Genomic DNA, 25,307 nt, shown 5'->3' with positions numbered 1-25,307 from the left:
TGCCCGCCGCACAAGGCGGCGGGGCACTTATCCACATGGTTGTCCAGGGACTTTCCACAGCACCTGTGGATATCAGGGCGCGCTGGCTTCCGCACCCGTGGAGATATCGTCCGCGTTGTTGCGCTTGAAGATGTCCTTGGCCACGTCACGTTGATTGCTGCTTTCGGTGTGCACCGAGATGAGGATGCTGCCTTCACGCACCTTTGCGTCGTAGCGCTTCGCCTCGAACTCGGGGATGCCCATGCCGACCAGGGCGCCGATGATGCCGCCGGTGGCGGTGCCGACGGCCGCGCCGCCGAGCGCCGCCATGATGGGACCGGCGGCGATGAACGGGCCGACACCCGGAATCGCCAGTGCGCCGATGCCGGCGAGCCAGCCCAGACCGGCGCCCAGGCCAAGGCCGACGACACCGCCCGTGGTTGCGCCTTCCGGCGCCTTGGTGTGGTGCTCATGCGCGAAGTCGCGCGTGCCGCGGCGATCGGGGAGCAGGGCGGAAATGTCGTCGCTGGTGAAGCCGGCCTGCTTGAGTTCGAGCACGATGATCTCGGCCTGTTCCACGGTGCGGGTAGTGCAATAGACGGACGCTTTCATGGGAATCCCTTTTGATCAGTGTTTGATGTCGAGCTGGTTCTGCACGGAGGTCACGCCGGCGACGCCTTTCACGATCGCCTCCACGCGGGCCTTTTCCTCCTCCGTCTTCACGGGGCCGCGCAAGGTGACGGTGCCCTTCGCCGCAACGAGCTTCACGTTCTGGGCCGAGGTGGACAGCGACGAATCGGCGACGAGGGCCTTGCGCACCGCAGCCGCCACGCGGATGTCGTCCGCGTTGTTCGGTTGATCCATCGGCGTCAGGCTTTCCGCATGACGGTCGCGCTTGTTGATGGCGGTGTCGTCGACTTTCGACGTGTCCTGCGCCCAGGCGGGCGCCGTTGCGGCGAGAGCGATAAGAAGGATGAGAGGTGCACGTACGTTCACGGCCGTTACTCGGTGTCTGCGGTGCGCGCAGTACGCCGTGACGAGCGTGAACCGGTGGTGCAATCCGTGCGACGGACGCGTGGCCCGTTTTGCCGTCAGCCAGCCTCGGCGCGGAAGGTCACCACCAGCACGTCGCGATGCGAGGCCTTCGATGGGTCCAGCGGTGTCACGGGTGTGACCCCGTGGAAAACGCGCGGGTCGTGGATGAGCGCCGCGTCGAAAGGTTTTGCGAGCGTGAACTCGCCCAGTTCACGGCCGTCGGGCGCGTGGATGGTCGTGGTGCCGCTGGCGATGTTCTCGCGGTCGACCAGGAGCACGAAGACGTAGTCGACTCCGTCGCGATGGCTGCCTTCGGGCGTGGGCTCGCCGGCGGCGCCGGCCGTGGCTTCGATGCGGAACTGGTGCACTTCGACATGCCAGCGAGGAACCTCGGGAGAGAGGCCGCCGAAGAAATCCCGGCAGAAGTCGAGGATCGCGCTCATGGTGGCCCCGGTGGCGATCTCCGGGAGGACGGGCTCGAACCAGCGCTCGATATCGCCCTGGAGGGTGTTGTAAGCCAGGGTCTGGAAGTGCGCCTGATGCGGGCGCGGCTCCACGTGGCCGAAGCGGGACGCGGCGAACGTCGCATGGCGCCTGCGGCGAAAGCGCCCGGTGGCGGCCAGGTAGGTGTCGGGCTCCAGGGCATTCCAGCTGGCGGCGAAGGCCTCCCAGTCGGAGAGGGGAGCAACGTGCTCCACCAGCATGCGCATGTCCGGACCGTGCACGAAGGCAAAGCCCTCGTCGCGCACCTGGTCGTGGAGGGAGGTTCCGGTCGCTTCCTGAGGGGCGTTCATTGGTGAAGTATACGACTACCCCCGCGCTGGCCCCTATCCGCCGCGGTGCGACATTTTCGCCTACTGCGTGAAGCGTCGGCGAAGGCCTTACAGCTTGCTTAGGAGGACGGCGATGAACGAATGGTTTGAACTGTCGGAGCCCTGGTGGCATTTCGCCGTGCGTGGGGATGGAACACGAAGGCACGGTGGCGATTGCGCGATTGGAACCGAATGGGAAGATCACCTTTATCCGCAAAGACGAAGGGCGATCTTCGGCCGTCGGCTGACCCTACGCGCTCACGGCGTGCGCAGCGGCTGCGGTTTGTCCAGCGCGGCGATGAGCGCGCCGTCACGTTGGTACACATCCGGCTTGTAGGCCAGCTTGCCATTCTCGCCGATGTCCACCGTCCAATAGGCGATGAGCACGGGAATGGCGGTGGGCAGGGTGACGTTCTGCGTCTTCTTTGTGGCGATACGTTCGTCGATGGCCTGCCGATTCCACTTCTGCGGGTCGTTGAAGAGCAGTTCCACCAGTTGCAACGGATGCTCCACGCGGATGCAGCCGGAACTGGTGTCGCGCCGTGCCTTCTCGAACAGTTCCTGGTGGGGCGTGTCGTGCAGGTACACCGCGTACGAGTTCGGAAAACGAATGACCACCTGGCCGAGCGAATTGCCGGGACCTGCGTCCTGGCGCAGGGTGATGCCGCCAGGGCGCGACCAATCCACGCTCGACGGGTTGACGACGTTGCCACTGCGATCGAGCACGCGGATGCGGTTGTTCGCCAGATAGGAAGGATTCTTCCGGATTTTCGGGAGTACGTCGTTCTTCAGGATCGTGGGCGGCACGGTCCAGGTCGGGTTGAACGTCACGTAGGTGATCTGCGAACGGAAGATCGGCGTGCTGCGATAGGGCTTGCCTACCTGCACACGTGACTTCCAGACCGGCTGACCATCGCGATAGAAGGTGATCTTGTAGCCGGCGACGTCGACGACCACGAAGGTGCCTTGCAACGAATGCAGCAGCCAACGTGCCCGTTCGAGGTTGGCGCGCACCTGCCCGATGCGCGCCTCGACAGGGACGTTGAGAGCCGCCAACGTGTCCGCGCCGACGCTACCGTCGGGCTCGAGGTATTGGTCGGCCTGGAAGCGGCTGACGGCGTCCTTCAGCGGATTGTCGTAACGATCGCCCTCGGCGAGGGTGGGGTCGAGGTAGCCGCCGGCGACGAGCCGGGCACGCAGCGCCGCCACTCGCGGGTCGCTCATGCCGGGCTTCAGGGTGGGCCCCGCGGGCACGCCGGGCCAGCCGCCGTTCGTGGCAGTGGTGCGAAGCTCCGCCAGGGCGGAGCGAAGCTGCGCGTACAACGGATTCTGTGGCCGCGCCATGGCGAAGGCCTGGTCCACGCTGCGTTCCTCGATGGAGGTTTGCAGCATGGACATGCCCTGCTGCGGATCGATGGCGGCGGGGTCGAAGTTCCAGGTGGGATCGAGTCTGTTCGGGTCGACCTTGCCGCGCGCGAGCTGTACGAGCGCGGTGATGTAGGCGCCGGTAGCCTTGACCTCGAATTCGGCGTGTGTGGCAGTCGTCACGCCTGGCTGTTTCATGGCTTCTGCCATCGTGCGCAGCTCGGACAGACGGTAGTCCTCGGGCAGCAGGCCGTCGCCCTCCGTCGACGCCAGCCCTGCCAGCAGTTGGCCGACGTTGTCGTCGTCGGACCACGCTGCGCTGTAGTGGCGCTGCGCATAGAAATCGGCCACGGCTTTCCCGAGCGCCGCATCGGCACGCGGCAGCGGACCGCCATTCAGCGGCGTCATCTGCTGCAGTCGGGCGAAGATCGCCTGGGCTACGGGATCGTCGTTGGCGGGCGCGATCGCAGCGCTTGTCGCAGGCGCCGGCTCCTGGGCCACTATGGGGGGCGGAGAGGCCGCGGACGCGGCTGGCGGGAGGTCCTGGCCGATAGACCCGAGGGGCAGGGCAGCCATCCCTATAAAGGTAAAGATGCTCCGCGACCTGATTTCCATAGCCATTGCCTATCGATTCCTTACTTTTCTGGCGCTGATTATTGTCGTTTCACATATCTGAAGGGCGCCGATGTGACGATATTGTGGTCAATAAATGATCAGCACGTTAGGATGTGGGCTGATGCTTACACGGCTTGCCGCATGATTCGACCGCTCCGGACGCTCCTCGCATCGGCGCCTGTACTCGGCGTCCTGTTTTCCCTCCCGCTTTCCGCCCATGCCGCCGATTCGCTCGGCGACGCGCTGGCGCGCCTGGCACCGTCGGCCGATCCGCATGTGATCGGGCTGGCAGTCAAGGCATCCGAATGTGCGCAAACGCAAGGCGGGCAGCCGGCCGACCGGCTGGCCGTGATCGACTATTCGAAGCCGTCGTCGGAACCACGGCTTTGGGTGTTCGACACCGTCAACCGCAAGCTCCTTTTCCAGGAACTGGTGGCGCACGGAAAGAACAGCGGCGACGCCAACTCGACGCAGTTTTCGAATGCGCCCAACAGTCTGGCTTCCAGCCTCGGGTTGTTCCGTACCTCGGACACCTACACCGGCAAGAACGGGTACTCGCTGCGCATGCAGGGCCTGGAGCCAGGGGTAAACGATCAGGCCATGGCCCGCGCCATCGTGATCCATGGCGCGGCCTATGTGAACGAGGCGATGGCGAAGGTGGCGGGCCGCATCGGCCGCAGCTGGGGCTGCCCCGCGGTGCGCACGGCCATCGCGCACAAGCTGATCGATGCCCTGAAGGGCGGCCAGATGGTGTTTTCGTACTACCCGGACAAACGCTGGCTGGCCTCGTCCCATTACCTGAAATGCCAGAACGGCCAACTGGCCAAGGCGGAGACGAGCATCGCCTCGCGCGCGGGCGGCTGATCGCACCGGTGCGCCGTCGCGCTAGAATTCCCGGAACCTCACCGTGGAATCCAGCATGAAACACGTTCTTGCGTTCGCCGCCTGCACCCTCCTTGCCGGTTGCGCCAGCAGTGGCCTCAAAGACAGCCTGCCCAAGCTCAGCAGCAAGACGGGCAAGAGCGTGACGGCCTATGTGCAGTGCGTGGAGCCCAAGTGGCAGGCCCTGGCGAAGAACGCCAAGGGCGACGCGAAGGACGACGAAGGCCGCGTGACCGCGAGCGACGACGGCAAGCACGAGCGCCTGGACGTGACCGCGAACGGCGCCGGCGCCCTGGTCGTCATGCACGAAGTCCAGAAGACCAAGGGCGGGGAATACGACAGCCGCTTCCGTGACGAGGCTATTTCCTGCCTCTGATCCAGGGCTCTCCAGGTCCGCACACTTTTTTTCCCGCGCTTTCGCATTGCGTTGATCGCCTGGTTGCTTGCATCGGCTTCCCGATGGGCAACCGGAGCGTGTCATGAGCCACGACCTCGACGAGGACTCCCGCATCGACGTGGAGTGCATGCGCGACAGCAGCGCGAACGGCGTGCCGAGGTACACCTGGGATTACCGGGTGTTCGCCCGCGATGGAACCACCATCATCGACGCCAGCGATAGCGGCGGCGTCTCCTACGATTCCGAAAAGATGGCCCGGTCGGAAGGCTGGCGGATGGCGCGGGAATCCCTGGCCCGTCTGGAACGTTAGTCCGGCTTGCGGGTCGCGGGCCGCGAGGAACGGGCCCGGTCGATGGCGTCGAGCAGCTGCGCCCGATCGAAGGGTTTCTCGAGAAACACAGCCGACCTCGGGAACGGCGCCAGGTCCTCCGGCATGCGGCTGGACACCACGACCATGGCCGTGGTGGGGCGCTCGCGCAGCGCCGCCTGCAACAGCATGCTGCCGCGGCGCTCTCCCGGGGTGTCGGCGTGGATCACCATGAGGGACAAATCCGGCAAAGCCTGAAACGCCCGCTTGGCGTCGCGATAGGTAACGGCCGCGTGCGCCGCGTAGCCCTCGCCATCGAGCACCATGGCAATGGTGTCCGCGACCATATGTGCTCGGTCGAAGACCAGGGCGGGCGGACGGGAAGGCTTGGCTGTCATGGGCGGGAGTCTACGCTTTCTACGGGGGCGGTTGGGGTAACTTATGGGCCGATAGCGTACGCTTTTCACTTGCCTTCGACATCCCGGAACGAATGCTTTTCCCCGACGTCAAGGAGTCCCCCATGCGCCATCTACTCATCGCCGGTCTCGTCCTGCTGACCGGGTGTGCCACCCAGAACGAGCGGCACGTCGGCATCCACGATGTTCCTTCCAGCACGGTGTTCGGTCTCCAGGATCCCAACGGCGGCGACGCCACGCTCAACATCGTGCGCGACCAGGGTCTTTGGGGCGCAGGTTGCTCGAGCGCCATCTATGTGGACGACAAGGTGGTGGCGGACATGGAGATCGGCCAGCAACTGGTGCTGCACGTGCCCGCCGGTGCGCGGAAGCTCGGCATGATGCCGCACGGGGCATGCAGTGCCGACCGGGTGGATGTGGATGCCAGCGTACAGCAGGGTGAAACGAAGAACTTTTCGATCCCCGCCAGCGGTTCGGGCCTGACGGCAGCGGCCGCGCCGAAAGCCTGACCCTTGTCATTTCATCGGCGACGGCGCAAGAATTCGCCGTCGCCACGAAGCCAACGCAGGGGGCCGTATCGTGCATCGACGTACCGTTGGACACTATTCGGTGGAAGTGCGCACCCTGAAAGCCCCGACCGGGCTCTGGAAGGCCGCCTACATCGTCGAGCCCGCCGGCCACGCCGGACCGCGGGACTTCGTGATGATCACCCTCCTGGAAAACTTCGACGACGAGCGAGCCGCGGTGGATGCCGCGATGGAGAAGGGCGTGCGCCACGCCGATTGGCTGCAGGATGCGCGTCCCATTTGCCGCGATTGACGTGACCGGCCCGGCGACTTCGCCGTGACACGCCCGCGACAGCTGCGCACCTAGCTTCGTCACGACGAAGACCGAAGGGGTCTTCCCGACGGAGCGGACCTCTTGCAGCGCACGATCCTCTACGTACCTTTCAATGCATCGTCGCGGGGGCAGTGGACCCTGCGGCGGAATGCCGACGTCGTCGGACAATTTTCGACCCGCGACGAGGCGATTCGACACGCGCTGACCCTTACCGCGGCCATCCGCCATCAGCCGGGGCACTCGGTGGAAATCAAGGTGGAGGACGAATCCGGCATCTGGCGGGTCGCCGACGCCGACCTGGCCGGCGCGGACGCGGGGGCCACGTGATCCAGGGCCCCCTCCTTAGGCAATCCGGCCGCCGTCGCAGCATCTGAGACGAGGCGCGGGCATAACGGGCGTCCTTCCGCCGCCCGTGACGCCCATGGCCGCTTACCTCAAAGCCCTTCGCACCGACGAAGCCGACGCCGTGGTCGCGGCGCGGCACGACGGCCAGACCCTGGCGCATCGCCTCACCGACAAATACGGCGACCGCGTCTGTTCGGCATTCACCGTGTTCGGGCGAGAGGGCGTCTACGCGCCGATGCCCCAGGACATGCCGGACGGGCTCTCCCGGGCGCTGGCGGCGCGCGGCATCGACCGCCTCTACAGCCATCAGCAGGAGGCCTGGGAGGCCGCCCGCGCCGGGAAGCATGTGCTCGTGGCCACGCCCACCGCGTCCGGCAAAACGCTGTGCTACACCATGCCGGTGATCTCCTCGGTGCTGGAGGCCGGCGCCAAGGCGCTCTACCTCTTCCCGACCAAGGCGCTGGCGCAGGACCAGGTGGCCGAGCTGCTCGACATCAATCGTGCGGGCGACCTGGGCGTGAAGGCCTTCACGTTCGACGGCGACACGCCCGGCGACGCGCGCCAGGCCATCCGACTGCACGGCGACGTGGTGGTCAGCAATCCGGACATGCTGCATCAGGCCATCCTGCCGCATCACACGAAGTGGGCACAGTTCTTCGAGAACCTGCGCTATGTGGTGATCGATGAGATCCATACCTATCGCGGCGTGTTCGGATCGCACCTGGCCAACGTGCTGCGCCGGCTGAAACGCATCTGCGCCTTCTACGGCGTTCGTCCCCAGTTCGTGCTCTGCTCGGCCACCATCGGCAACGCCACCGAGCATGCCGAAGCGCTGATCGAGGACGAGGTGGTGACCATCGGCAGTAGCGGCGCCCCTAGCGGCGACAAGCATGTGCTGCTCTGGAATCCGCCCGTCATCAATCCGGACCTCGGCTTGCGCGCGTCCGCGCGATCGCAGACCAGCCTTATCGCGCGCGTGGCGATCAAGGCGAAGATGAAAACCCTCGTGTTCGCGCAGTCGCGTCTGATGGTCGAGGTGTTGACGAAATACCTCAAGGACGTGTTCGACCATGACACGAGGAAGCCGGCCCGCATCCGCGCGTATCGCGGTGGCTACCTTCCTACCGAGCGCCGCGAGGTGGAGCGCGCCATGCGCGCGGGCGACGTGGACGGCATCGTGTCCACCTCCGCGCTGGAACTGGGCGTGGACATCGGCAGCCTCGACGCCGTGGTGCTCAACGGATACCCCGGCTCCATCGCGGCCACCTGGCAGCGATTCGGTCGGGCAGGGCGCCGGCAGCAGCCGTCGCTGGGCGTGCTGGTGGCGAGCAGTGCACCGCTGGACCAATACCTGATGCGGCATCCGGCTTTCCTTACCGAGGCCAGCCCGGAACATGCGCGCATCCAGCCCGACCAGCCGCTGATCCTCCTCGACCACATCCGCTGCGCTGCGTTCGAGCTGCCGTTCCTCGCGGGCGACCGGTTCGGGCCCGACGACGCGGAGGATTTCCTCCAGGTGCTTGCCGAAGCGGAAGTACTGCATCGCGAAGGCGACCGCTGGGAATGGATCGCCGACAGCTATCCGGCGAACGCGGTCAGCCTGCGCTCGGTGGCCGACGGCAACTTCGTGGTGGTGGACCGCACGGAAGGCCGGCAGACGATCATCGCCGAAGTCGACTACTCGGCGGCCGCGCTCACCTTGTACGAAGGCGCCATTCACATGATCCAGTCGGTGCCGTACCAGGTCGAGAAACTCGATTGGGAGGGGCGAAAGGCGTACTGCACGCGCACGCGCGTCGACTATTACACCGATGCCATCGACTACACCAAACTGAAGGAACTGGAGTGTTTCGACGGCAGCAACTCGGGCAAGGGCAGTGCGCGGCACGGCGAGGTGCACGTCGTGCGGCGGGTGTCCGGCTATAAGAAGATCCGCTACTACACGCACGAAAACATCGGCTACGGGCCCGTGAACCTGCCGGACCAGGAACTGCACACCACGGCGGTGTGGTGGCAGTTGCCGCAAACGGTGCTGGACGAGGCGTTCCGCTCGCGCCAGCACGCGCTGGACGGCTTCCTCGGTGCCGCGTACGCATTGCATACCGCGGCGGTGGTGGCGGTGATGGCCGAGCCACGCGACCTGCAGAAGGCGGTAGGGTCCGGCGATGGCGGGTGGTCCGCGCAGGTGGATGCCGCCGGCCGCGGCCAGTTGCGCGCACCCGACGGCGGCCTGGCCTTGCCCGATGCCTTGGAGCGTTTCCTGCCCACGGTCTATCTCTACGACAATTTCCCTGGCGGCGTGGGCCTCAGCGAACCGCTGTTCCAGCGTGCACGGGAGTTGCTGGGTCATGCGCTGACCACGGTGGAGGGCTGTGCGTGCAAGGCCGGCTGTCCCGGCTGCGTGGGGCCTGTGCTCGCAGCCGACGAGGGCCGGGAAGAGACACCGCGCGCACTCGCAACGCGCGTGCTTCGCCTGCTGGGCGCCGTTGCCGCATGAGCAGCCTCGCAGCCCGCCTGGCCATGCTCCGCAAGCAGGCCGGGTCCACAGCTCCGCAGGAATCGCCGCTGAAGCGGCTCCCACAGATCGAGCAAGCCGGAGCAACCTTCACACAGGCGTCGGTGCCGAGCCGCCTTGCACGGACGGGGAAAGCGCTGGCTCGACCGCCGAGTGAAGGAACCGCGCTCTGTGTGGGAGCCGCTTCAGCGGCGATGGGTGCTCGCGATCTGGCCGCACTTCGCCGCATGGCTGGCGTGCGCGAACGCCTGATCAAGCCGCCCGCACCGACTCGCCCGCACACCCGGGAGGTTCCCGGCGAAGAACTCTCCCCCGGTCTCCGCTACATCGAGCAGCGCTTCGCATGGAACGAGCCGCCGGCCGAGCTCGATCTCACGTTCGCGAGGCTGACCACCGCACGCCGGGAACATGTCCTGCACTTCGATACCGAAACCACGGGCCTCGCCGGCGGCACCGGTACGCGCGCCTTCATGATCGGAGCGGCGGACTGGCACGAAGGAGCGCTACGCGTCCGTCAGCTCTACATCACCGCCATGGCCGCGGAATCCGCGATGCTCCGCGCGTTTGCGGAGTGGATCCACGGCGACACGGTGCTGGTCAGTTACAACGGCAAGTCGTACGACGCGCCACTGCTGGCCACCCGGTATCGGCTGGCTCGCATGGCGAACCCCCTGTTGGGGCTGACGCACGTGGATCTGCTGCATCCCATGCGGCGTCGCTATCGGCAGGTGTGGGAGAACTGCAAGATGCAGACGGCGGAACGCCGGCTGCTGCGCATCGTGCGCGAGGACGATTTACCCGGTTCGGAGGCACCGCGCGCATGGCTTACGTATTTGCGCGGCGGATCGTCCGCCGATCTGGTGCGGGTGGCGGAGCACAACCTGCAGGACGTTCGCAGCCTCAGCGGTCTGCTTATCGCCGCGCATGGGTGGAGCGTTCAGGATGTTTCGCCGGGCTGTGACGAAAATTAGACGCAGGTCCGCGCACGCTGCCAGGCATGACCGTACGGAGCGAGAGCATGAACGAAGCGATGAAACCGTGCGACCACGCGGGCTGCAATTGCCAGGTCCCCGTGTCTCGCGACTTCTGCAGCGAAAGCTGCCGCATGGCGACGGAAAGCCAGAACGTGGGCAGTGCCTGCGAATGCGGCCACGCGGCCTGCCAGCAACGCTCGTAAGCGATCGGAGGTGATCTCGTGACGAACGACGACAAACAGCAGACGCCGGGTTACCGGGAAGACAACCCGAAGCCCTCGCACGGCAAGCCCAAGGTTCCCGGCGAGGGACATCCGCAAGAGTCCCAGAACATGCCGAACGAAAAACCCGGAAAGCAGAACTCGCCGTAATCCGGCCCGCATGGGCGGCCAAAGCCGCCCATGCGGGTTCATCGTCAGGCCGCCTTGCGCAGCAGGCCGCCGATACCGGCCATAGCGACGCCGACGGCATTGGCCTTGTGATCGTCGCCCATCGCCAGACCCTCGGCGCGGACGAACTCGATGTCGGTCACGCCCAGGAAGCCGAACAGGGCCTTGAGGTAGGGTTCCTGGAAGTCCATGGCCGCGGCAGGCGTGCCCGGCGAATAGATGCCGCCACGCGACGAAGCAACGATCACCCGCTTGCCCCCGGCCAGGCCCTCGGGGCCCGCGGACGTGTAGCGGAAGGTCTTGCCGGCCACGGCGATGCGGTCGATCCAGGCCTTCAGCGTGCTGGAAATACCGAAGTTGTACATCGGGGCGCCCACCACGACCACATCCGCGGCGAGGAACTCCTCAAGTGCCTTGGCGCTTTCGGCCGCGTTCGGGTCGTCGTCGCCGGCGGGCAGGGCCCAGGGCGCCAGCGGCGCGGCGTGCAGGTCGCGGTACGTGACCTCGATGCCGGGGTGATTGCGCACGAACTCGGCAACCACGGCAGCGGTCAGGCCGCGCGACACGGAGTGGGCACCCAGGGCGCTGGCGTCGATATGCAGGAGTTTCATGGCGTGTTTCCCTCGAGAATGACCGCCGGAGCGGGATGGGGAAACGATACGCCGCAGACAATGCCCTGATTAGCCTGCTTGGAGTAGACTGATTGTTTCGCAGACGAAACGACGGGAAGCCCTGATGGACGGCGCGCTGCAGGACCTGAACGATCTGTATTTCTTCGCCTCGGTGGTCGAACACGGCGGGTTTTCCGCGGCCGGCCGCGCGCTGGGCATCCCGAAGTCCCGCCTCAGCAAGCGCATTGCCCAATTGGAGGACCGCCTGGGCGTGCGCCTGCTCCAGCGAACGACCCGGCGCTTCGTGGTCACGGAAATCGGCGAGCGGTTCTACCAGCATTGCCGCGCGGTGCTGGAGGAAGCCCAGGCGGCGCAGGACGCGGTGGACGAGCTGAGGACGGAACCGCGCGGCGTCATCCGCGTGAGTTGCCCCATATCGCTGGCGCAGAACGTGCTCGGCCCGATGCTGCCCGCCTTCATGCTGGAACACCCGAAGGTGCAGGTGCGCCTTACCGCCACGAATCGCAGGGTGGACCTCATTGGCGAGGGTTACGACATCGCCATCCGGGTGCGCGAGAAGCTGGATACCGATGCCACCCTGGTGCTCCGCAGTATCGGCTTCGCGCGCAGCCTGCTCGTGGCGAGCCCGAAGTTCCTCGACTCCAACGGACGCCCGAAGACGCTCGATGAACTTGCGAAGCTCCCGGCGCTGTCGATGTACGAGCACGAAGGCGCCCAGGTGTGGGAACTGGTCGATGCGAGCGGAAAGAAGGCCGCCGTGGAAGTCACGCCGCGCCTGGTGAGCGGCGACTTCTCCGTGCTGATTGCCGCCGCCGTGCAATGTTGCGGCGTGGCCTTGCTGCCCGAAGATTTTTGCGGCCCCCTCATCGCGAACGGCGACCTCGAATGGGTGCTGCCCGAATACACCACCGCCCAGGGCACGCTGCACTTCGTTTATCCGAGCCGGCGCGGCCTGCTGCCCGCCGTGCGCAGTTTCGTCGATTTCCTTGCCGACCGGTTGCCCAAGGCCCAGGCGGAGTTCCACAAGGATTGCGAGAAGGCCGCGGCGAACCCCGAGCAGGCGGGGGCGATCCGCCTGGCGCGCATGGTAGGATCGGAACATTCGACGGCGTTTGGCCGTCCAAACGAATAAGGGCGTTCGATGCAGCTCGAAACCAAGCTTCCCAAGGTCGGCACCACGATCTTCAGCGTCATGAGCCAGCTTGCGCTGGAGCACAAGGCAGTGAACCTGGGCCAGGGCTTCCCCGATTTCGAACCGCCGGAGGCCCTGCGCGACGCGATCACGCGCGCCATGGCCGAGGGCAAGAACCAGTACGCCCCCGGCATCGGCATCCCCAGGCTGCGCGAGCAGATCGCCCTGAAGACGGAGAGCCTGTACGGCCACCGGGTCAGCCCGGACACGGAGGTGACGGTAACCTCCGGAGCCACCGAGGCCCTGTTCTCCGCCATTGCAGCCGTCGTGCGGGCGGGCGACGAGGTGATCGTCTTCGATCCATGCTACGACAGCTACGAGCCGGCCATCGAATTGCAGGGCGCCACGGCGGTGCACCTGCCGCTGACGCTTCCGGCATTCGCCATCGACTGGCAGCGTGTACGCGAGGCCATCACCCCGCGTACGCGGATGATCCTCATCAATTCGCCGCATAACCCGTCCGGCGCCGTGCTCTCGCGCGCCGACCTCGACGAACTGGCGGCGATCGTGCGCAACACGCCCATCGTGGTGCTGTCCGACGAGGTCTACGAACACATCGTGTTCGACGGCCAGGAGCACCAGAGCGTGCTGCGGCACGAGGAACTGGCCGCGCGCAGCATCGTGGTGTCCTCGTTCGGCAAGACCTACCACTGCACCGGCTGGAAGGTGGGTTACGCCGTGGCGCCCAAAGCACTTACCGCGGAATTCCGCAAGGTGCACCAATACCTTACCTTCTGCACGTTCAATCCCGCGCAGTGGGCGTTCGCGGAATTCCTTGAATCTTCGCCGGAGCACTACCTCGACCTGCCGGCGTTCTACCAGGCCAAGCGAGACCGTTTCCGCGCCCTCATCGCGCCGTCGCGCCTGAAGCTGCTGGACGTGCCGGGCGGGTACTTCCAACTGGTGGATTACGGCGCCATTCGCGACGTCGACGACATCAATTTCAGCGAGTGGCTGGTCCGGGAGGGCGGCGTGGCCGCCATTCCGCTCAGCCCGTTCTACGAAAGCGCGCCGGACACGCGGCTGGTCCGACTGTGCTTCGCCAAGAACGACGCCACCATGGAAGCCGCCGCGGAGCTCCTGTGCAAACTCTGACCGTTTCCCTGATCCAGGGTGCCACGCGCTGGCACGACGCGCCCGGCAATCGCGACTATTACGGCCGGTTGGTTCGCGGCGCGGCCCCCAGCGACCTCATTGTGCTGCCGGAAACCTTCCTGTCCGGGTTCACCAACGACACGCTGGCGAATGCCGAGTCGATGGACGGCCCGAGCGTGGCGTGGATCCGCGCACTCGCCGACGAAGCGAATGCGACGATCACCGGCAGCCTGGTGATCCGCGACGGCGACACCGTGTACAACCGCCTGATCTGGGCCGCGCCGAACGGCGACATGGCCTGGTACGACAAGCGCCACCTGTTTCGCATGGCCGGGGAGCACACCCGCTACGGCGGCGGCAACGAACGCTTGATCGTGGAACTGAAAGGCTGGCGTATCCTGCCGCAGGTCTGCTACGACCTCCGCTTCCCGGTGTGGTTGCGGAACGGGCGAAACGAAGACGCGGCCGGCGGCATGGATTACGACCTCGCGCTGTTCGTGGCGAACTGGCCGGCGCCGCGGCGGCAGCCCTGGCGCACATTGCTGCGCGCGCGTGCGATCGAGAACCTGGCTTACGTCATCGGCGTGAACCGCGTGGGTGTGGACGGCAACGATTTGCCCTATGCAGGCGACAGCGCGGCGATCGATCCGGTGGGCGAGCCCCTGGTCGAACTCGGCACGCAGGAGCAGGTGGTCACCCTGGTGCTCGACCCCGCACCGCTGAAGGCCCACCGCGAACGCTTCCCGGCCTGGATGGATGCCGACCGGTTTTCGCTCGATCTGAGCGTTTGACGCAACCGGCCCGCTGCCGCGGGATCGCCGGCAAAGCCGGCTCCCACAAAAAGTGACCGGTTTCTTGTGGGAGCAACTGTCTTATTCGGAAGCCCTCCCAAGCACAGAGGTTTCCCACGGGGCACGCGCGCTTTGTGTGGGAGCCGCTTCAGCGGCGATGGGTGCTCGCGGTAAGCCTGGCAGCTTGGAACGGCACTGCCGGTCCGATGCCGGCACCTTTTCGCCAGGCTTCCAGCTTCTCCTGGATCCCTGAGCCGATGTCGATCTGCGGCTCCGAGGGCTCGACGGCGTCGCGTTTCTCCCAGCTCGCAATCTCCGTCCGTGCCTTGCCGAACGCTTCGATGAAGTCGGGCGTGGCATTCAGGCCATCGGCGAGCCAGGCGCGACCGAAATAGGTGATGTCCGACTCCGCGCCGCACCCGAAGGACGTGCGATCCTTGCGCGCCGATGTCAGCACGAGCGTGCCCGCGCCGCGGATCTTCGGAACGAATCCGCCGGAATAGCAGGCGTTGATCACCACCACCTTCCAACGAAACGGCCGCTTGGAGAGGATGTCCGCCAGGCCGTCGGGATCGAGTTGGTCGAGCGGGATCGGATCCATGTCGACCAGCAACGAGTGGTCGCTGCCGCCATGCGTGGCGACGTAGAGCAGGAGCATGTCCTGGTCCGGGTCCATCACCTTGGCGAGGCCGTCGAGGGCGGCTTCGAGGTTCGTCCAGCTTGCCAGTGGGTGAGTGGCAAGCGTGGCCGGATTGTTTTCCAGCACCACGGTGTGCCCGGGGCTGCCGAACCGCTTCGTCATCAGCGTATCGACGTACTCGGCCTCGTTGCGGAATACGTCTTCGGAACCGTCGCCGCCGAAGGCGATGGCGTACAGGTTCGTCTTTCCCGGCGTACGCGGAGCGAGCGCCGCAAGCGCGCGGTTGAGCGCATCGGGTTGCGCGGTGAATATCTGCTCCGGCGTGGGTGCGTCGTCGGGCCAGGCGTCGCCCAGGGCCGTGTCGTCGGCTTCTTCTCCGGCTGCGGCTAGAGTGCCTGCCGACACGGCCGGCGCCGGCGCATCGGCTGGAATGGCAGCGGCCGTTGCCGCCGTCGCGCTTGCCGGCGCCGGGCTGGTGTTCAGGTGCAGCACGCCCGCCGTGAGCGCGACGCCCGCGGCGAAGGCGACGACGGCGGTCAGTGCGATCCGGCGCCTGGATTCAGAGGGCGATGGCATCGAAGTCGGCGACCGAGGGATGACCGTTGTCGCTCATCGCCTGGGGAGGACGGATGAGCTGGGTGGTGCGCATACCGGCCTCGCGGGCGGCGTCGAGTTCTTCGCGGATATCCGAAAGGAACAGGATCTGCCCGGGAGGCAGGCCCACGGCCTCGGCGATCCGCCGATAGGAGTCCACCTCTCGCTTGTGACCGGTTTGCGTGTCGAAATAGCCGGAGAAGAGCGGTGTGAGGTCGCCACTCTCGCTATAGCCGAACAGCAGCTTCTGCGCCGGAACCGAGCCGGACGAATAAACGTAGAGCTTCAGGCCGCGGTCGTGCCAGGTCTTGAGGCGCGCGGCGACCTCCGGGTACATGTGCGACACATAGGCGCCCGACTCGTATCCCTCGCGCCAGATCATGCCTTGCAGGGCCTTGAGCGCAGTGGACTTGCGGTCCTCGTCGATCCAGCGGATCAGCATGTCGATGATCTCGCCGCGACCGGCCTCGACGATGCCTGCTTCCTTCGCCGCCTCGTGCAGCCAGTGCTGCACCTCCGGATCGTCGGTGTGTGTCTCCACGAAGGCGGGCAGGTGCTGCCGCGCATAAGGGAAGAGCACGTCCTTCACGAAGTCGATCGAGCTGGTGGTGCCCTCGATGTCGGTGAGGATGGCGCGAATATCGGACATGCGTCGAAGCCTGCGGAACGGGTAGCCCCGCAGGATAAACGACGGGGCCGGCTTACGAAACCGTGGACGCCGAGGCGTGCGGGCTCATGCGCGGGAAGCGCTCGGCAATGTCTTCGCCCGTGAAATTGGCCACCCAGCCTTCCACGTTGGTGAACAGGCGGATGGCGACGAAGTAGGGCGATTCGCTCATGTCGAACCAGTGCGGCGTGCCGTCGGGCACGCCAATGAGGTCGCCGCGTTCGCACAGCACCTCGTAGACCTTGCCGCCGATGTGCAGCGTGAACTGGCCGGCACCGGCGACGAAGAAACGGACCTCGTCCTCGCTATGCGTGTGCTCGTTCAGGAACTTCTGGCGAAATGCGGCGCGATCCGGGTGGTCGGGCTTGAGACTGATAACGTCCACGGCCTGGTAGCCGTTCTCGCGCATGAGCCGGTCGATATCGGCGCGATAGGCGGCGATGACCTCTTCCTGGCTGGCGCCGGGGGCGATCGGCTGGTTCGCCTGCCACTGCTCGAAACGGACGCCCACCGCCTGAAGTTCGGCGGCGATGGCGGCGTGGTCCTCGTAGACAGCGAGGGGCGCGTCGTGGCGGTTGTCTTCGTAGATGCGCAGACGGCTCATGGGGCCAGCCTCCTAAGGTCGAGTTCGCAGCCCAGCAGGAATTCCAGCGCCTCGAGGTGACGGCGCGTTTCGGCCATGTCGCGGCCCCAGGTGTAGATACCGTGGCCGTCGATCAGGTAAGCGTAAAGCGGCTTTCCCGAGTCGATCCAGGCATCCACCCGGGCCTCCAGCTCGGGCATCTGCTGGGTGTTGGGGAAAACGGGGATGTCGAGCACGCTCTCGTGCGTGGTGTAGCCGGCGATGGCCTTCTGCAACTCCCAACCCTCCAGGCGTACGCGGCCTTCGGACGCGAACAGCCGGGAAGCCACGCTCTGCGTGCGCGAATGGGTGTGCAGCACCACGTTGGCTTCGGGGAAGCGGCGGTAGATCTGGGTGTGCAGACCGGTTTCCGCCGACGGGCGGTGATCGGAGCCGACGGCCTTGCCCGCCATGTCGACCACCATGATGTCGTCGCGCCCAAGCCGGCCCTTGTCGCGGCCGGAAATGGTGATGGCGGCGAGATCGTCGTCGATCCGCATCGAAAAATTGCTGCTGGTGGCGGGCGTCCAGCCGAACGCGGCCAACTCGCGCGCAGCTTCGGCGATGGCGTCGGCGCGTTCGGCCAGCAGGGCGGACACGACGGGCGGGGGAGTCTTCGACATGGGGATTTGGACGTCCAAACAGGCTCCAACTATAGCATGCGGCCTACGGGGGGCCGTGCGGGAATGCGAACCACTCGCCTTTCGGCGATGGGGGTACGATCGGGGCATTGCCACCGATGGAAGCCAATGCAATGTCGACACACGATCAGAACGATGAGGGGCGCCGCCGTTTTCTCAAGCTCGCCGCGGGTGGCGTGGCCGCCGCCGGCGTGCTGGGCACGCTTCCCAGGGCGGCACGGGCCCAGGACCTGCCCCATGTCTCGTTGTCCGACCCCACCGCCCAGGCACTGAAGTACACCGAAGACGCCAGCAAGGCCCAGGGGAAGAAGGCCCCCGGCGACGCGTGCTTCAACTGCAATTTCTACCAGGGCAAGGCCGGGGCGGCCTGGGGCCCATGCCAGCTCTTCCCCGGGAAGGCCGTGGCCGCGAAGGGCTGGTGCGTTTCCCACGCCACCATGATCTGAGGCAGTCCGGACCGCACAGACAAAAGGCCAGCCGCGAGGCTGGCCTTTGCGTGTCCGAACTCAAAATGCAGCCCTAGCGCGCCAGGCCGAGGAGCTGACCCGCCTGACGCGCAGGGCGGCAATCCGGGGCCCACTGCCAAGTGATTTACCCTCGGACTGGGGATCATACTCCCCTCCATGGGCGACCGGCCAATGGCAGTTAAATGACGGTGCCGTTAATCCCGTAAACCGATGTTATTCAATAGTTTAAGAGATTGACCTGCGGCCAAATCTAGCTTTACGCCGGAAACGCGCGGCGGATCAGGCCTGTCGCTTGAGCCGGCTGTGGCGGTACCCGTAGGCGAGGTAAACGATAACGCCCACGGCGGTCCAGACGCCCATCAGCACCCAGTTGCGCACACCCATCGACCACAACAGGCCGATGCAGCTGAGGATGCCCAGCACGCACGTGACCGGCGCCCAAGGCACGCGGAAGGTGCGCGGGAGGTCCGGTGCCGTCTTGCGCAGGATCATGACACCGGCGCACACGGCGCAGAACGCGACCAGCGTGCCCATGGACGTGAGATCGCCGAGCACGTTCAGTGGGAACACAGCGGCGAGCAACGCGATGCCCAAGCCGGTGATGACGGTATTGATGTGCGGGGTGCGGTACTTCGGGTGGATGGTGGTGAACACTTTCGGCATCAGGCCGTCGCGTCCCATGATCATGAAGATACGCGGCTGGGCGATGATCATCACCAGCACCACGGACGAGAGCCCGATGAGCGCACCCACCTCCACCACGCCGCGCAGCCAGCCCAGTTCCGGATGCTGGCGAATCGCCGTGACCACGGGTTCGGACGTGCCGAGTTCGGTGAAGGGAACCAGGCCGGTGAGTACCGCCGCCATGGCGATGTAGAGCACGGTGCAGATGGCGAGCGAGGCGAGGGTGCCGATCGGCATGTCGCGCTGCGGGTTCTTCGACTCCTGGGCCGCGGTGGACGTGGCCTCGAAACCGATATAGGCGAAGAACACCATCGACGCGCCGCGCAGGATGCCGCTCCAGCCGTATTTGTCGCCGCCCTCGTTGGCGGGAATGAAGGGGTGCCAGTTGGCGGTGTCGATATGGCTGGCGCCGACGACGATCACCAGGACGATGAGCGCGGTCTTCAGCAGCACCATGGCCATGTTGATGCCGGTGGACTCCTTGATACCCACGTAGCAGACCCAGGTGAGCGCGAGGGTGATGCCTACCGCCGGAAGATTGAACAGCGCGCCGGTGAGCACCATGTGGCCGTCCACCCAGTCCACGGGCGCGTTGGTGAGCGCCGGCGGAATGTGGATGCCGACATGGTCGAGCAGGCTGACGAAATAGCCCGTCCAGCTCACCGCCACCGCGGAGGCCGACACACCGTATTCGAGGATGAGGTTCCAGCCGATGAACCACGCCGCGCCTTCGCCGAGGGTGGCGTAAGCGTAGGAATAGGCGCTGCCGGACACGGGGATCATCGACGCGAACTCGGCGTAGCACAGCGCCGTGAACGTGCTGCAGATGGCCGCGAGGATGAAGGAAAGGATGATGGCCGGCCCGGCGTGCTCCGCCGCGGCGACGCCGGTGATGACGAAGATGCCGCCACCGATGACCGCGCCGATGCCCAGCGCCGTGAGCCCCCATGGTCCGAGCGTGCGTCGCAGGGCCGGGCCGTGTGCGTCGTCGGGTTCCGCCTGGGGTGCTTTCTTGGCAAGTAACTGCTGGAGCATGGACAGCCTGGATGTCGTGTTCGATGGAGGATAGTGCAAATGCAAAGGCCGGCGACGTCCGCCGGCCTTTTCGTCTGTGGGCTGAGGATCAGCCCAGGGACTTGCGCAGCTTGCTGTGCGCGTAACCGTAGCCGAAGTAAATGGCCTGGCCGATGACGATCCAGCCGACCATCAGGCGCCAGTGCTCTTCGAACGCCTGCCAGAACAGATACACGCAGGCGAGGGCGCCGGCGATGCAGATCGGCCAGACGAACGGCACGCGGAAGCTGCGCTTCAGGTCCGGACGGGTGTAACGAAGGATGAGCACGCCCACGCAGACGGTGGCGAAGGCGAGCAGGGTGCCCATCGACACCAGTTCGCCCAGCACGCTGACCGGGAACAGGCCGGCCATGGCGGCGGCGGCCACGCCCACGATGATGGTGCCGATGTACGGGGTGCGGAACTTCGGGTGCACCTTGGCCATGGTCTGCGGCAGCAGGCCGTCCTTCGCCATCGAGAAGAAGATGCGGGGCAGGCCCATGAGCATCACCAGGATGACCGAGGACAGGCCGGTGATGGCGCCGAGCACCACGATGGCCTTCAGCCAGGACAGGTGCGGATACAGCCCCAGCGCGGTGGCCACCGGCTCTGGCGTGTTGAGCATGCGGAACGGGGCGATGCCGGTGAGCACGAGCGCCACGGCGATGTACAGCACGGTGCAGATGGCGAGCGAACCGAGGATGCCGATGGGCATGTCGCGCTGCGGGTTCTTCGCTTCGCCCGCCGCGGTCGACACCGCGTCGAAGCCGACGTAGGAGAAGAAAACGATGGTGGCCGCGCGGAAGATGCCACCCCAGCCGAACGTGCCCGGACCTTCCGCTTCCGGAATGAACGGATGCCAGTTGGACGGGTTGATGACCTGGATGGCGAAGGCGAGGAACAGCAGGATCACGGTGACCTTGATGGCCACGATGATCGAATTGACGAACGCCGATTGCGTGATGCCGACGTAGCAGAGCCCGGAAAGGGCGGCGATGATGGCGACCGCCGGCAGGTTGATCAGCGTGCCGGTGGCCTGGATGTGGCCGTCGACGAACTGGAAGGGCGCCGACGACAGAGACGCCGGCAGGGCGAGGTTCGTGCCGGCCATCTGGCCGAGCATGCCGAGCAGCTCGTTGAAGTAGCCGGACCAGCCGGCGGCGACGGTGGCCGCGGCGAAGAGGTATTCGAGGACGAGGTTCCAGCCGACGAACCAGGCGACGTACTCGCCGAGGGTGGCGTAGGAATAGGAATAGGCGCTGCCGGACACCGGAAGCATGGCGGCGAACTCGGCGTAGCAGAGGCCGGCCAGGGCGCAGGCGAAGCCTGCGATGAGGAAACTGATGACCAGCGCGGGACCCGCATGCAGCGCGGCGGCCTGCCCGGTGATGACGAAGATACCCGCACCGATGACGGCGCCGACGCCGAGGAGGATCAGGTGCTTGGCCGTGAGGACTCGCTTGAGCTCGCCGCTTGCGTGCACACCGGTTTCGATGTGTTCGCCAGCGTCGACGTGCGGCGCGGCCTCAATGGGATGCGTCGCGAACAGGTGTTTCAGCATGTGTCTCCCCTACTGCCGGAATGTAGCCTTTTATTATTGGAACCGCCGCGTGCCGCGGTGGACGCGCCTCTGCCCGGAAGCGCTGGCACGGCACCATAGCCCAGGGGGGCTCGGCCGTACAAGCTGCAATGCGAGGCCTGCCAAGGCATTGCATGCTGCGGGCGAGGTGTCGACCATGACTTGCGGCGGTTGTGCATATCGAGTCGCGGTGTTTCAGAAGACCATGTTGAGCGCCACCTGGGGCGCCACATAATCGGCCGTGTTGCGGCCGCCGACGGTGAACTGCACGCCCGCGATGAGTCCCGTGTTCGGCGTGAAGTTGTATTCAACGGCCGGCGCGAGACTGAATTCCTGGCTGGGAGCGAGCCTGTACGCCACGCGCGAGCCGCCCGCCGCCGTGCCGGCGACATTCACGGCGCTGGCGCGGTTCCAGATGGCTTCGCCCACGAGCACCCAGCGGGTGTCCAGCGCGTACTCGGCGGCGACGGAGGCGTTCCATGCCTGGCCCAGCCGTGCGTGGCCGCGAAAGCCCGCATCGGTGCCATATACGCTGCTGTCGCGCACCCGGATGCGACCGGGTGACGGGCTCCACGCCAGCTGGCCGCGCCAACGGATGGCCTGGCCGCCGTCGAGCCAGAAGAGTTCCTGCGCGCCGAACGCGAACGTGGTGCGCATGGCGCCGTTGCCCGTGCCGTTCAGCGGGTTGGTGTCCAGGCGGTGGTAGCGGCCGGTGGGGAGGCGTTGGGCCAGGGCCAGCCCCAGCACCAGACCAGTGCCGTCGGCGGCTGGCCCGCGGAGGCGCTGTTGGAAGCGAACCGTGGTGTCGCCTGCGCGCATGCCGTCACTGTGTTGCCCGTAGCCCGAGGTTCGAGCCGCATTGAGGATGACCTGCGCGGACGCCGTGTCGGTGAGGGCATAGGAGATGGGCAGGGCGATCTGCCACTGCCGTACGGTGGCTTTGCTCTCGTGGCGGCCGCCACGGTTGTCGTAGCTCCCGCGCGTATTGGTATGAATGAGATAGGGCTCGATGTTCACCATGCCGGCCGGCAACGCATTGACGGCGGGGGTGACGAGGGGGCCGGTGAAATTGGCTTCGCCGGGAAGGGCGGCGCCCCAGGCGGCAACAGGGCCGGAGCACGCCAGCGCGAACGCGGCGGCTGACTTCAGTTTCTGAGACATGCGCGACTCCTTGCATTGCACAGCGGACGCTGCGGACGGAGCGCGTCGTGCGCCCGTTGACATCGTAGGCAAGCCTCTACCGGCGGCGACATCGGACTAATCCGAAAAAGACGTGCGAAAATGCCGGCTCTTTCGAAGCCTTCCCTCATGGACGCCGCACGACAACACTTGCTCGACGCATTGGACGACTACGCGGCCCGCTGGCCCGACGAAGCCGCGGTACACCACTTCATCGCCTGGGGGCGCAGCGAGACACGGCCCTTCCACCGCGAAACACTGCGTGGCCATTTCACCGCTTCGGCGTGGCTGGTAAGCGCGGACGGCGAACGCGCGTTACTGATGCATCACCGGAAACTGGGCCGTTGGCTGCAACCCGGCGGGCATGCAGACGGGGACGCGGATCTCCCGGGCGTCGCGTTGCGCGAGGCCGGGGAAGAAACGGGCCTGGTGGGGCTGGCTGTGCTTCCAGGCATCTTCGACGTGGACCGCCACGTCATTCCGGCCCGAGGAGCCGAACCGGAGCATTGGCATTACGACGTGCGCTACGCGGTGGTCGCTTGCGATGAAGGGTTCGTCGCGAACGAAGAATCGCTGGGACTGGCGTGGCGGCCGGTAAGCGAGATCGCGCGCGATCCGTCCCTGGATCCGTCGCTCCGCCGCATGGCGTCGAAATGGCTGTCCCGTCGCCGCTGACGGGACGGATCAGTCGGCGTACCTGGCCGGTGCCGGGTGGATCGTGCCGCAGTTGCCGCAGGTGCGGGCCTCCAGCGACCGGTAAAACCTGTCGAAAACCGGCGGAAAGTCGGTTTCGATGCTGCCCAGCGTGAAATAGTGCTCGTACAGCTTGTGGTTGCACACGTCGCAGAACCACATCAGGCCGTCTTTCTCGCCCGCCATGCGGCGCCTTTCGATCACCAGCCCTATCGAATCGGGCATGCGTTGCGGCGAGTGCGGGACCTTGGGAGGCAGGTAGAACATCTGCCCGGCCTTGATCGGGATGTCGCGGGCCCGGCCGTCGTCCTGCACTTTCAGCACCATCTCGCCTTCGAGCTGGTAGAAGAATTCGGGCCCCTCGTCGTAATGGTAGTCGGTGCGGGAGTTCGGGCCACCGACGATCATGACGATGAAGTCGCCGTCGACGATGCATTTATTGCCGACGGGTGGCTTGAGCAGGGCGCGGTTCTCGTCGATCCAGCGTTGAAGGTCGATGGGTGGCAGCAGGCTCATGGGATGGATTGCTCGGGACGTTCGCAAATCATACGCCTGAACTCGTACAGGGGCGGACCTTTCGCCCCGGCGCGCGGTCTTGTACAACGGCGCACCTGACCTCGAGGATCCGCCCGATGCCGTCGTGGTACCACGACCGAACGACCGTCCCCGCGCTTCGGCCGCCGCCGCAAGGGCGGCGCGAGGCCGCGGTCGTCGTGGTAGGCGGCGGGTTCGCCGGGCTGAATACGGCCCTGGGATTGGCCGCCCGCGGCGTGCGCGACGTAGTCGTCCTGGAATCCCGGTGGGTCGGCTTCGGGGCGTCGGGCCGGAACGGCGGGTTCGTCTTCGCCGGCTATTCGCTGGGCGAAAAGGCGTTGCTGGAACAGGCGGGGCCGGAGCGGGCTCGCGCGCTTTACGCGCGCACGGTGGACGCGGTGAATCTGATTCGCGAGCGGATCGCCGTGCTGGGCATCGAGTGCGATGCCGTCGATGCAGGTGTGGTCTGGGCGAACTGGTTTCGCGACGCCGCGGTGCTGCGCTCCCGGCAGCGTCTGCTTGCCGAACATTACGGTGCGGACTGGCAGTGGATACCCGAGGACGCCATGCACGAATTCGTGCGCAGCCCCCGGTACCACGACGGCCTCTACGAGAGGAACGCCCTGCACATCGATCCCCTGGCCTACGCGCGTGGCCTGGCGCAGGCGGCCGAACGGGCGGGCGTGCGCATCCACGAATCCTCGCGCGTGCGGATGCTCGAGCGCCGGGGCGCCCGCTGGGTGCTGCGTGTGGGCGATGCCGAACTGGAAACCCCGAACGTGGTGCTCGCCTGCGGCGGTTATCTTGCCGGACTGGACCGCCGCATCGATCGCGCCGTGCTGCCCATTGCCACTTACGTCATGGTGACCGAACCGTTGGGCGAACGACTCGGCGAATGCCTGCGTACACGCGCCGCGGTGTACGACACCCGCTTCGCCTTCGATTACTATCGGCCGCTGGCCGACACGCGATTGCTCTGGGGCGGCCGCATTTCGGTGCGCGACCGGTCGCCACGTGCCGTGCAGCGACTCCTGAAGCGCGATCTTGCACGTGTGTTTCCGTCGCTGGCGGATGTGCGGGTCGAGCAGGCATGGTCGGGCCTGATGAGCTATGCGCGTCACGAGATGCCCCAGGTGGGCACGCATGGAAACGGCCTATGGTATGCGCAAGCGTTCGGCGGCCACGGTCTGGCACCGACATGCGCGGCCGGCGAAGCGTTGGCGGAAGCCATCGCATCGGGGGAGCCGGTGCTCGATACGTATGCGGGCTTCGGCCTGGACCCGGTGCACCGGCCGTTCGGTTATCTGGCGGCGCAGGGCACGTATTGGAAATACGAATTGCGCGACTGGTTCAAGTCGCGACTGGAAGGATGA

General features: G+C 66.1%; 29 protein-coding genes and 1 pseudogene. 16 read left to right on the top strand and 14 right to left on the bottom strand.

The annotated features are described in order from the left end of the window. Positions 1–72 precede the first annotated feature (72 nt). The 4 genes from HBF26_RS13070 to HBF26_RS13055 form a co-directional block, all read right to left on the bottom strand. Entirely contained in the window at positions 73–591 is a 519-nt protein-coding gene (locus tag HBF26_RS13070; RefSeq protein ID WP_167127139.1) for a hypothetical protein, read from the bottom strand. Positions 592–606: 15 nt separating this feature from the next. Then, a complete protein-coding gene (locus tag HBF26_RS19885) occupies positions 607–975 on the bottom strand; it encodes a BON domain-containing protein (protein WP_205287642.1) in 369 nt (122 codons plus the stop codon). 95 nt (positions 976–1,070) lie between these two features. Then, positions 1,071–1,808: a 2OG-Fe dioxygenase family protein gene (locus tag HBF26_RS13060; protein ID WP_167127136.1), complete on the bottom strand. Its 738-nt coding sequence runs from the start codon at positions 1,806–1,808 to the stop codon at positions 1,071–1,073. A gap of 276 nt (positions 1,809–2,084) precedes the next feature. Then, complete coding sequence (locus tag HBF26_RS13055) at positions 2,085–3,599, bottom strand: L,D-transpeptidase family protein (RefSeq protein WP_240151336.1); 1,515 nt, start codon at positions 3,597–3,599, stop codon at positions 2,085–2,087. 348 nt (positions 3,600–3,947) lie between these two features. Here HBF26_RS13055 and HBF26_RS13050 point away from each other — a divergent pair, with 348 nt between their 5' ends. The 3 genes from HBF26_RS13050 to HBF26_RS13040 all read left to right on the top strand — a co-directional run bounded on the left by HBF26_RS13050 (position 3,948) and on the right by HBF26_RS13040 (position 5,395). Further along, a complete protein-coding gene (locus tag HBF26_RS13050) occupies positions 3,948–4,670 on the top strand; it encodes a murein L,D-transpeptidase catalytic domain family protein (RefSeq protein WP_193569894.1) in 723 nt (240 codons plus the stop codon). Between the two features lie 55 nt (positions 4,671–4,725). After that, complete coding sequence (locus HBF26_RS13045) at positions 4,726–5,064, top strand: hypothetical protein (RefSeq protein WP_167127128.1); 339 nt, start codon at positions 4,726–4,728, stop codon at positions 5,062–5,064. 103 nt (positions 5,065–5,167) lie between these two features. Next, positions 5,168–5,395 carry a hypothetical protein gene (locus HBF26_RS13040; protein ID WP_167127125.1) on the top strand — a complete coding sequence of 76 codons (228 nt, stop codon included), beginning with the start codon at positions 5,168–5,170 and terminating at the stop codon, positions 5,393–5,395. On the opposite strand, the gene HBF26_RS13035 is transcribed toward HBF26_RS13040, so the two are convergent. After that, positions 5,392–5,739, bottom strand: coding sequence for a response regulator (locus tag HBF26_RS13035; RefSeq protein ID WP_167127122.1), 348 nt, complete (start codon positions 5,737–5,739; stop codon positions 5,392–5,394). The two genes, HBF26_RS13040 and HBF26_RS13035, sit on opposite strands and share 4 nt — an antisense overlap. Positions 5,740–5,912: 173 nt before the next feature. Here HBF26_RS13035 and HBF26_RS13030 point away from each other — a divergent pair, with 173 nt between their 5' ends. From HBF26_RS13030 to HBF26_RS13000, 7 genes and pseudogenes are all read left to right on the top strand, one after another. After that, entirely contained in the window at positions 5,913–6,317 is a 405-nt protein-coding gene (locus tag HBF26_RS13030; protein WP_167127119.1) for a hypothetical protein, read from the top strand. Positions 6,318–6,387: 70 nt separating this feature from the next. Continuing rightward, a complete protein-coding gene (locus HBF26_RS13025; protein ID WP_167127116.1) occupies positions 6,388–6,627 on the top strand; it encodes a hypothetical protein in 240 nt (79 codons plus the stop codon). A gap of 102 nt (positions 6,628–6,729) precedes the next feature. After that, the gene (locus tag HBF26_RS13020; protein ID WP_167127113.1) at positions 6,730–6,975 is read left to right on the top strand and encodes a hypothetical protein; all 246 of its coding nucleotides are present in this window, start codon (positions 6,730–6,732) and stop codon (positions 6,973–6,975) included. 94 nt (positions 6,976–7,069) lie between these two features. After that, complete coding sequence (locus HBF26_RS13015; RefSeq protein WP_167127110.1) at positions 7,070–9,490, top strand: DEAD/DEAH box helicase; 2,421 nt, start codon at positions 7,070–7,072, stop codon at positions 9,488–9,490. A 224-nt stretch (positions 9,491–9,714) separates the two neighbouring features. After that, a pseudogene (locus tag HBF26_RS13010) lies at positions 9,715–10,479 on the top strand (ribonuclease H-like domain-containing protein); the annotation flags it as partial. Positions 10,480–10,526: 47 nt separating this feature from the next. Further along, positions 10,527–10,685, top strand: coding sequence for a hypothetical protein (locus tag HBF26_RS13005; RefSeq protein WP_167127104.1), 159 nt, complete (start codon positions 10,527–10,529; stop codon positions 10,683–10,685). An 18-nt stretch (positions 10,686–10,703) separates the two neighbouring features. Beyond that, on the top strand, positions 10,704–10,853 hold the full coding sequence (locus HBF26_RS13000) for a hypothetical protein (protein ID WP_167024296.1): 150 nt from the start codon (positions 10,704–10,706) through the stop codon (positions 10,851–10,853). A gap of 44 nt (positions 10,854–10,897) precedes the next feature. Here HBF26_RS13000 and HBF26_RS12995 read toward each other — a convergent pair whose 3' ends face one another. After that, positions 10,898–11,482, bottom strand: a complete 585-nt coding sequence (locus HBF26_RS12995; RefSeq protein ID WP_167127101.1) for an FMN-dependent NADH-azoreductase — start codon at positions 11,480–11,482, stop codon at positions 10,898–10,900. Between the two features lie 124 nt (positions 11,483–11,606). Between HBF26_RS12995 and HBF26_RS12990 the strand changes: the two genes are divergently transcribed. From HBF26_RS12990 to HBF26_RS12980, 3 genes are read left to right on the top strand one after another with little or no spacing between them, the layout of a single operon-like run. After that, positions 11,607–12,635, top strand: coding sequence for a LysR substrate-binding domain-containing protein (locus HBF26_RS12990; RefSeq protein WP_167127098.1), 1,029 nt, complete (start codon positions 11,607–11,609; stop codon positions 12,633–12,635). Between the two features lie 9 nt (positions 12,636–12,644). Further along, entirely contained in the window at positions 12,645–13,790 is a 1,146-nt protein-coding gene (locus tag HBF26_RS12985) for a pyridoxal phosphate-dependent aminotransferase (protein ID WP_167127095.1), read from the top strand. Next, complete coding sequence (locus tag HBF26_RS12980; RefSeq protein ID WP_167127092.1) at positions 13,778–14,581, top strand: amidohydrolase; 804 nt, start codon at positions 13,778–13,780, stop codon at positions 14,579–14,581. Before HBF26_RS12985 ends, HBF26_RS12980 begins: the two co-directional genes overlap by 13 nt. 148 nt (positions 14,582–14,729) lie before the next feature. Here HBF26_RS12980 and HBF26_RS12975 read toward each other — a convergent pair whose 3' ends face one another. From HBF26_RS12975 to HBF26_RS12960, 4 genes are read right to left on the bottom strand one after another with little or no spacing between them, the layout of a single operon-like run. Then, positions 14,730–15,797, bottom strand: coding sequence for a C13 family peptidase (locus tag HBF26_RS12975; protein WP_167127090.1), 1,068 nt, complete (start codon positions 15,795–15,797; stop codon positions 14,730–14,732). Next, positions 15,781–16,464 (bottom strand): acireductone synthase, encoded by a 684-nt coding sequence (gene mtnC, locus HBF26_RS12970; protein ID WP_167127087.1) that lies wholly within the window; start codon positions 16,462–16,464, stop codon positions 15,781–15,783. The genes HBF26_RS12975 and mtnC overlap by 17 nt, the downstream gene beginning before the upstream one ends. 52 nt (positions 16,465–16,516) lie before the next feature. After that, a complete protein-coding gene (locus tag HBF26_RS12965; RefSeq protein WP_167127084.1) occupies positions 16,517–17,086 on the bottom strand; it encodes a 1,2-dihydroxy-3-keto-5-methylthiopentene dioxygenase in 570 nt (189 codons plus the stop codon). Further along, positions 17,083–17,727 (bottom strand): methylthioribulose 1-phosphate dehydratase, encoded by a 645-nt coding sequence (locus HBF26_RS12960; protein ID WP_167127080.1) that lies wholly within the window; start codon positions 17,725–17,727, stop codon positions 17,083–17,085. Before HBF26_RS12960 ends, HBF26_RS12965 begins: the two co-directional genes overlap by 4 nt. A 131-nt stretch (positions 17,728–17,858) precedes the next feature. Here HBF26_RS12960 and HBF26_RS12955 point away from each other — a divergent pair, with 131 nt between their 5' ends. Beyond that, positions 17,859–18,191, top strand: a complete 333-nt coding sequence (locus HBF26_RS12955) for a high-potential iron-sulfur protein (RefSeq protein ID WP_167127077.1) — start codon at positions 17,859–17,861, stop codon at positions 18,189–18,191. Positions 18,192–18,491: 300 nt separating this feature from the next. Here the strand turns inward: HBF26_RS12955 and HBF26_RS12950 are convergent, their stop codons facing one another. From HBF26_RS12950 to HBF26_RS12940, 3 genes are all read right to left on the bottom strand, one after another. After that, positions 18,492–19,931 (bottom strand): amino acid permease, encoded by a 1,440-nt coding sequence (locus HBF26_RS12950; RefSeq protein WP_167127074.1) that lies wholly within the window; start codon positions 19,929–19,931, stop codon positions 18,492–18,494. A gap of 88 nt (positions 19,932–20,019) precedes the next feature. Further along, the gene (locus tag HBF26_RS12945; protein WP_167127071.1) at positions 20,020–21,510 is read right to left on the bottom strand and encodes an amino acid permease; all 1,491 of its coding nucleotides are present in this window, start codon (positions 21,508–21,510) and stop codon (positions 20,020–20,022) included. Between the two features lie 213 nt (positions 21,511–21,723). Beyond that, positions 21,724–22,689, bottom strand: coding sequence for a transporter (locus tag HBF26_RS12940; protein WP_167127068.1), 966 nt, complete (start codon positions 22,687–22,689; stop codon positions 21,724–21,726). Between the two features lie 147 nt (positions 22,690–22,836). Between HBF26_RS12940 and HBF26_RS12935 the strand changes: the two genes are divergently transcribed. Continuing rightward, a complete protein-coding gene (locus tag HBF26_RS12935) occupies positions 22,837–23,382 on the top strand; it encodes an NUDIX hydrolase (RefSeq protein ID WP_167127065.1) in 546 nt (181 codons plus the stop codon). A gap of 9 nt (positions 23,383–23,391) precedes the next feature. On the opposite strand, the gene HBF26_RS12930 is transcribed toward HBF26_RS12935, so the two are convergent. After that, a complete protein-coding gene (locus HBF26_RS12930; protein WP_167127062.1) occupies positions 23,392–23,916 on the bottom strand; it encodes a 3-hydroxyanthranilate 3,4-dioxygenase in 525 nt (174 codons plus the stop codon). A gap of 116 nt (positions 23,917–24,032) precedes the next feature. Between HBF26_RS12930 and HBF26_RS12925 the strand changes: the two genes are divergently transcribed. Further along, complete coding sequence (locus tag HBF26_RS12925; protein ID WP_167127060.1) at positions 24,033–25,307, top strand: NAD(P)/FAD-dependent oxidoreductase; 1,275 nt, start codon at positions 24,033–24,035, stop codon at positions 25,305–25,307.

The organism is Luteibacter jiangsuensis, assembly GCF_011742555.1.
Classification (GTDB): domain Bacteria; phylum Pseudomonadota; class Gammaproteobacteria; order Xanthomonadales; family Rhodanobacteraceae; genus Luteibacter; species Luteibacter jiangsuensis.
This window is presented reverse-complemented; position numbering and strand designations above follow the sequence as displayed.

Coding starts and splice junctions, on each gene's coding strand:
- HBF26_RS13050 (WP_193569894.1), top strand. CDS start 3,948: ATGATTCGACCGCTCCGGACGCTCCTCGCATCGGCGCCTGTACTCGGC.
- HBF26_RS13005 (WP_167127104.1), top strand. CDS start 10,527: ATGAACGAAGCGATGAAACCGTGCGACCACGCGGGCTGCAATTGCCAG.
- HBF26_RS12950 (WP_167127074.1), bottom strand. CDS start 19,931: ATGCTCCAGCAGTTACTTGCCAAGAAAGCACCCCAGGCGGAACCCGAC.
- HBF26_RS12985 (WP_167127095.1), top strand. CDS start 12,645: ATGCAGCTCGAAACCAAGCTTCCCAAGGTCGGCACCACGATCTTCAGC.
- HBF26_RS12955 (WP_167127077.1), top strand. CDS start 17,859: ATGTCGACACACGATCAGAACGATGAGGGGCGCCGCCGTTTTCTCAAG.
- HBF26_RS13015 (WP_167127110.1), top strand. CDS start 7,070: ATGGCCGCTTACCTCAAAGCCCTTCGCACCGACGAAGCCGACGCCGTG.
- HBF26_RS13035 (WP_167127122.1), bottom strand. CDS start 5,739: ATGGTCGCGGACACCATTGCCATGGTGCTCGATGGCGAGGGCTACGCG.
- HBF26_RS13070 (WP_167127139.1), bottom strand. CDS start 591: ATGAAAGCGTCCGTCTATTGCACTACCCGCACCGTGGAACAGGCCGAG.
- HBF26_RS13060 (WP_167127136.1), bottom strand. CDS start 1,808: ATGAACGCCCCTCAGGAAGCGACCGGAACCTCCCTCCACGACCAGGTG.
- HBF26_RS12945 (WP_167127071.1), bottom strand. CDS start 21,510: ATGCTGAAACACCTGTTCGCGACGCATCCCATTGAGGCCGCGCCGCAC.
- HBF26_RS13045 (WP_167127128.1), top strand. CDS start 4,726: ATGAAACACGTTCTTGCGTTCGCCGCCTGCACCCTCCTTGCCGGTTGC.
- HBF26_RS12965 (WP_167127084.1), bottom strand. CDS start 17,086: ATGAGCCGTCTGCGCATCTACGAAGACAACCGCCACGACGCGCCCCTC.
- HBF26_RS12925 (WP_167127060.1), top strand. CDS start 24,033: ATGCCGTCGTGGTACCACGACCGAACGACCGTCCCCGCGCTTCGGCCG.
- HBF26_RS13030 (WP_167127119.1), top strand. CDS start 5,913: ATGCGCCATCTACTCATCGCCGGTCTCGTCCTGCTGACCGGGTGTGCC.
- HBF26_RS12935 (WP_167127065.1), top strand. CDS start 22,837: ATGGACGCCGCACGACAACACTTGCTCGACGCATTGGACGACTACGCG.
- HBF26_RS12930 (WP_167127062.1), bottom strand. CDS start 23,916: ATGAGCCTGCTGCCACCCATCGACCTTCAACGCTGGATCGACGAGAAC.
- HBF26_RS12995 (WP_167127101.1), bottom strand. CDS start 11,482: ATGAAACTCCTGCATATCGACGCCAGCGCCCTGGGTGCCCACTCCGTG.
- HBF26_RS12940 (WP_167127068.1), bottom strand. CDS start 22,689: ATGTCTCAGAAACTGAAGTCAGCCGCCGCGTTCGCGCTGGCGTGCTCC.
- mtnC (WP_167127087.1), bottom strand. CDS start 16,464: ATGTCCGATATTCGCGCCATCCTCACCGACATCGAGGGCACCACCAGC.
- HBF26_RS13055 (WP_240151336.1), bottom strand. CDS start 3,599: ATGACGCCGCTGAATGGCGGTCCGCTGCCGCGTGCCGATGCGGCGCTC.
- HBF26_RS12960 (WP_167127080.1), bottom strand. CDS start 17,727: ATGTCGAAGACTCCCCCGCCCGTCGTGTCCGCCCTGCTGGCCGAACGC.
- HBF26_RS12990 (WP_167127098.1), top strand. CDS start 11,607: ATGGACGGCGCGCTGCAGGACCTGAACGATCTGTATTTCTTCGCCTCG.
- HBF26_RS12975 (WP_167127090.1), bottom strand. CDS start 15,797: ATGCCATCGCCCTCTGAATCCAGGCGCCGGATCGCACTGACCGCCGTC.
- HBF26_RS13040 (WP_167127125.1), top strand. CDS start 5,168: ATGAGCCACGACCTCGACGAGGACTCCCGCATCGACGTGGAGTGCATG.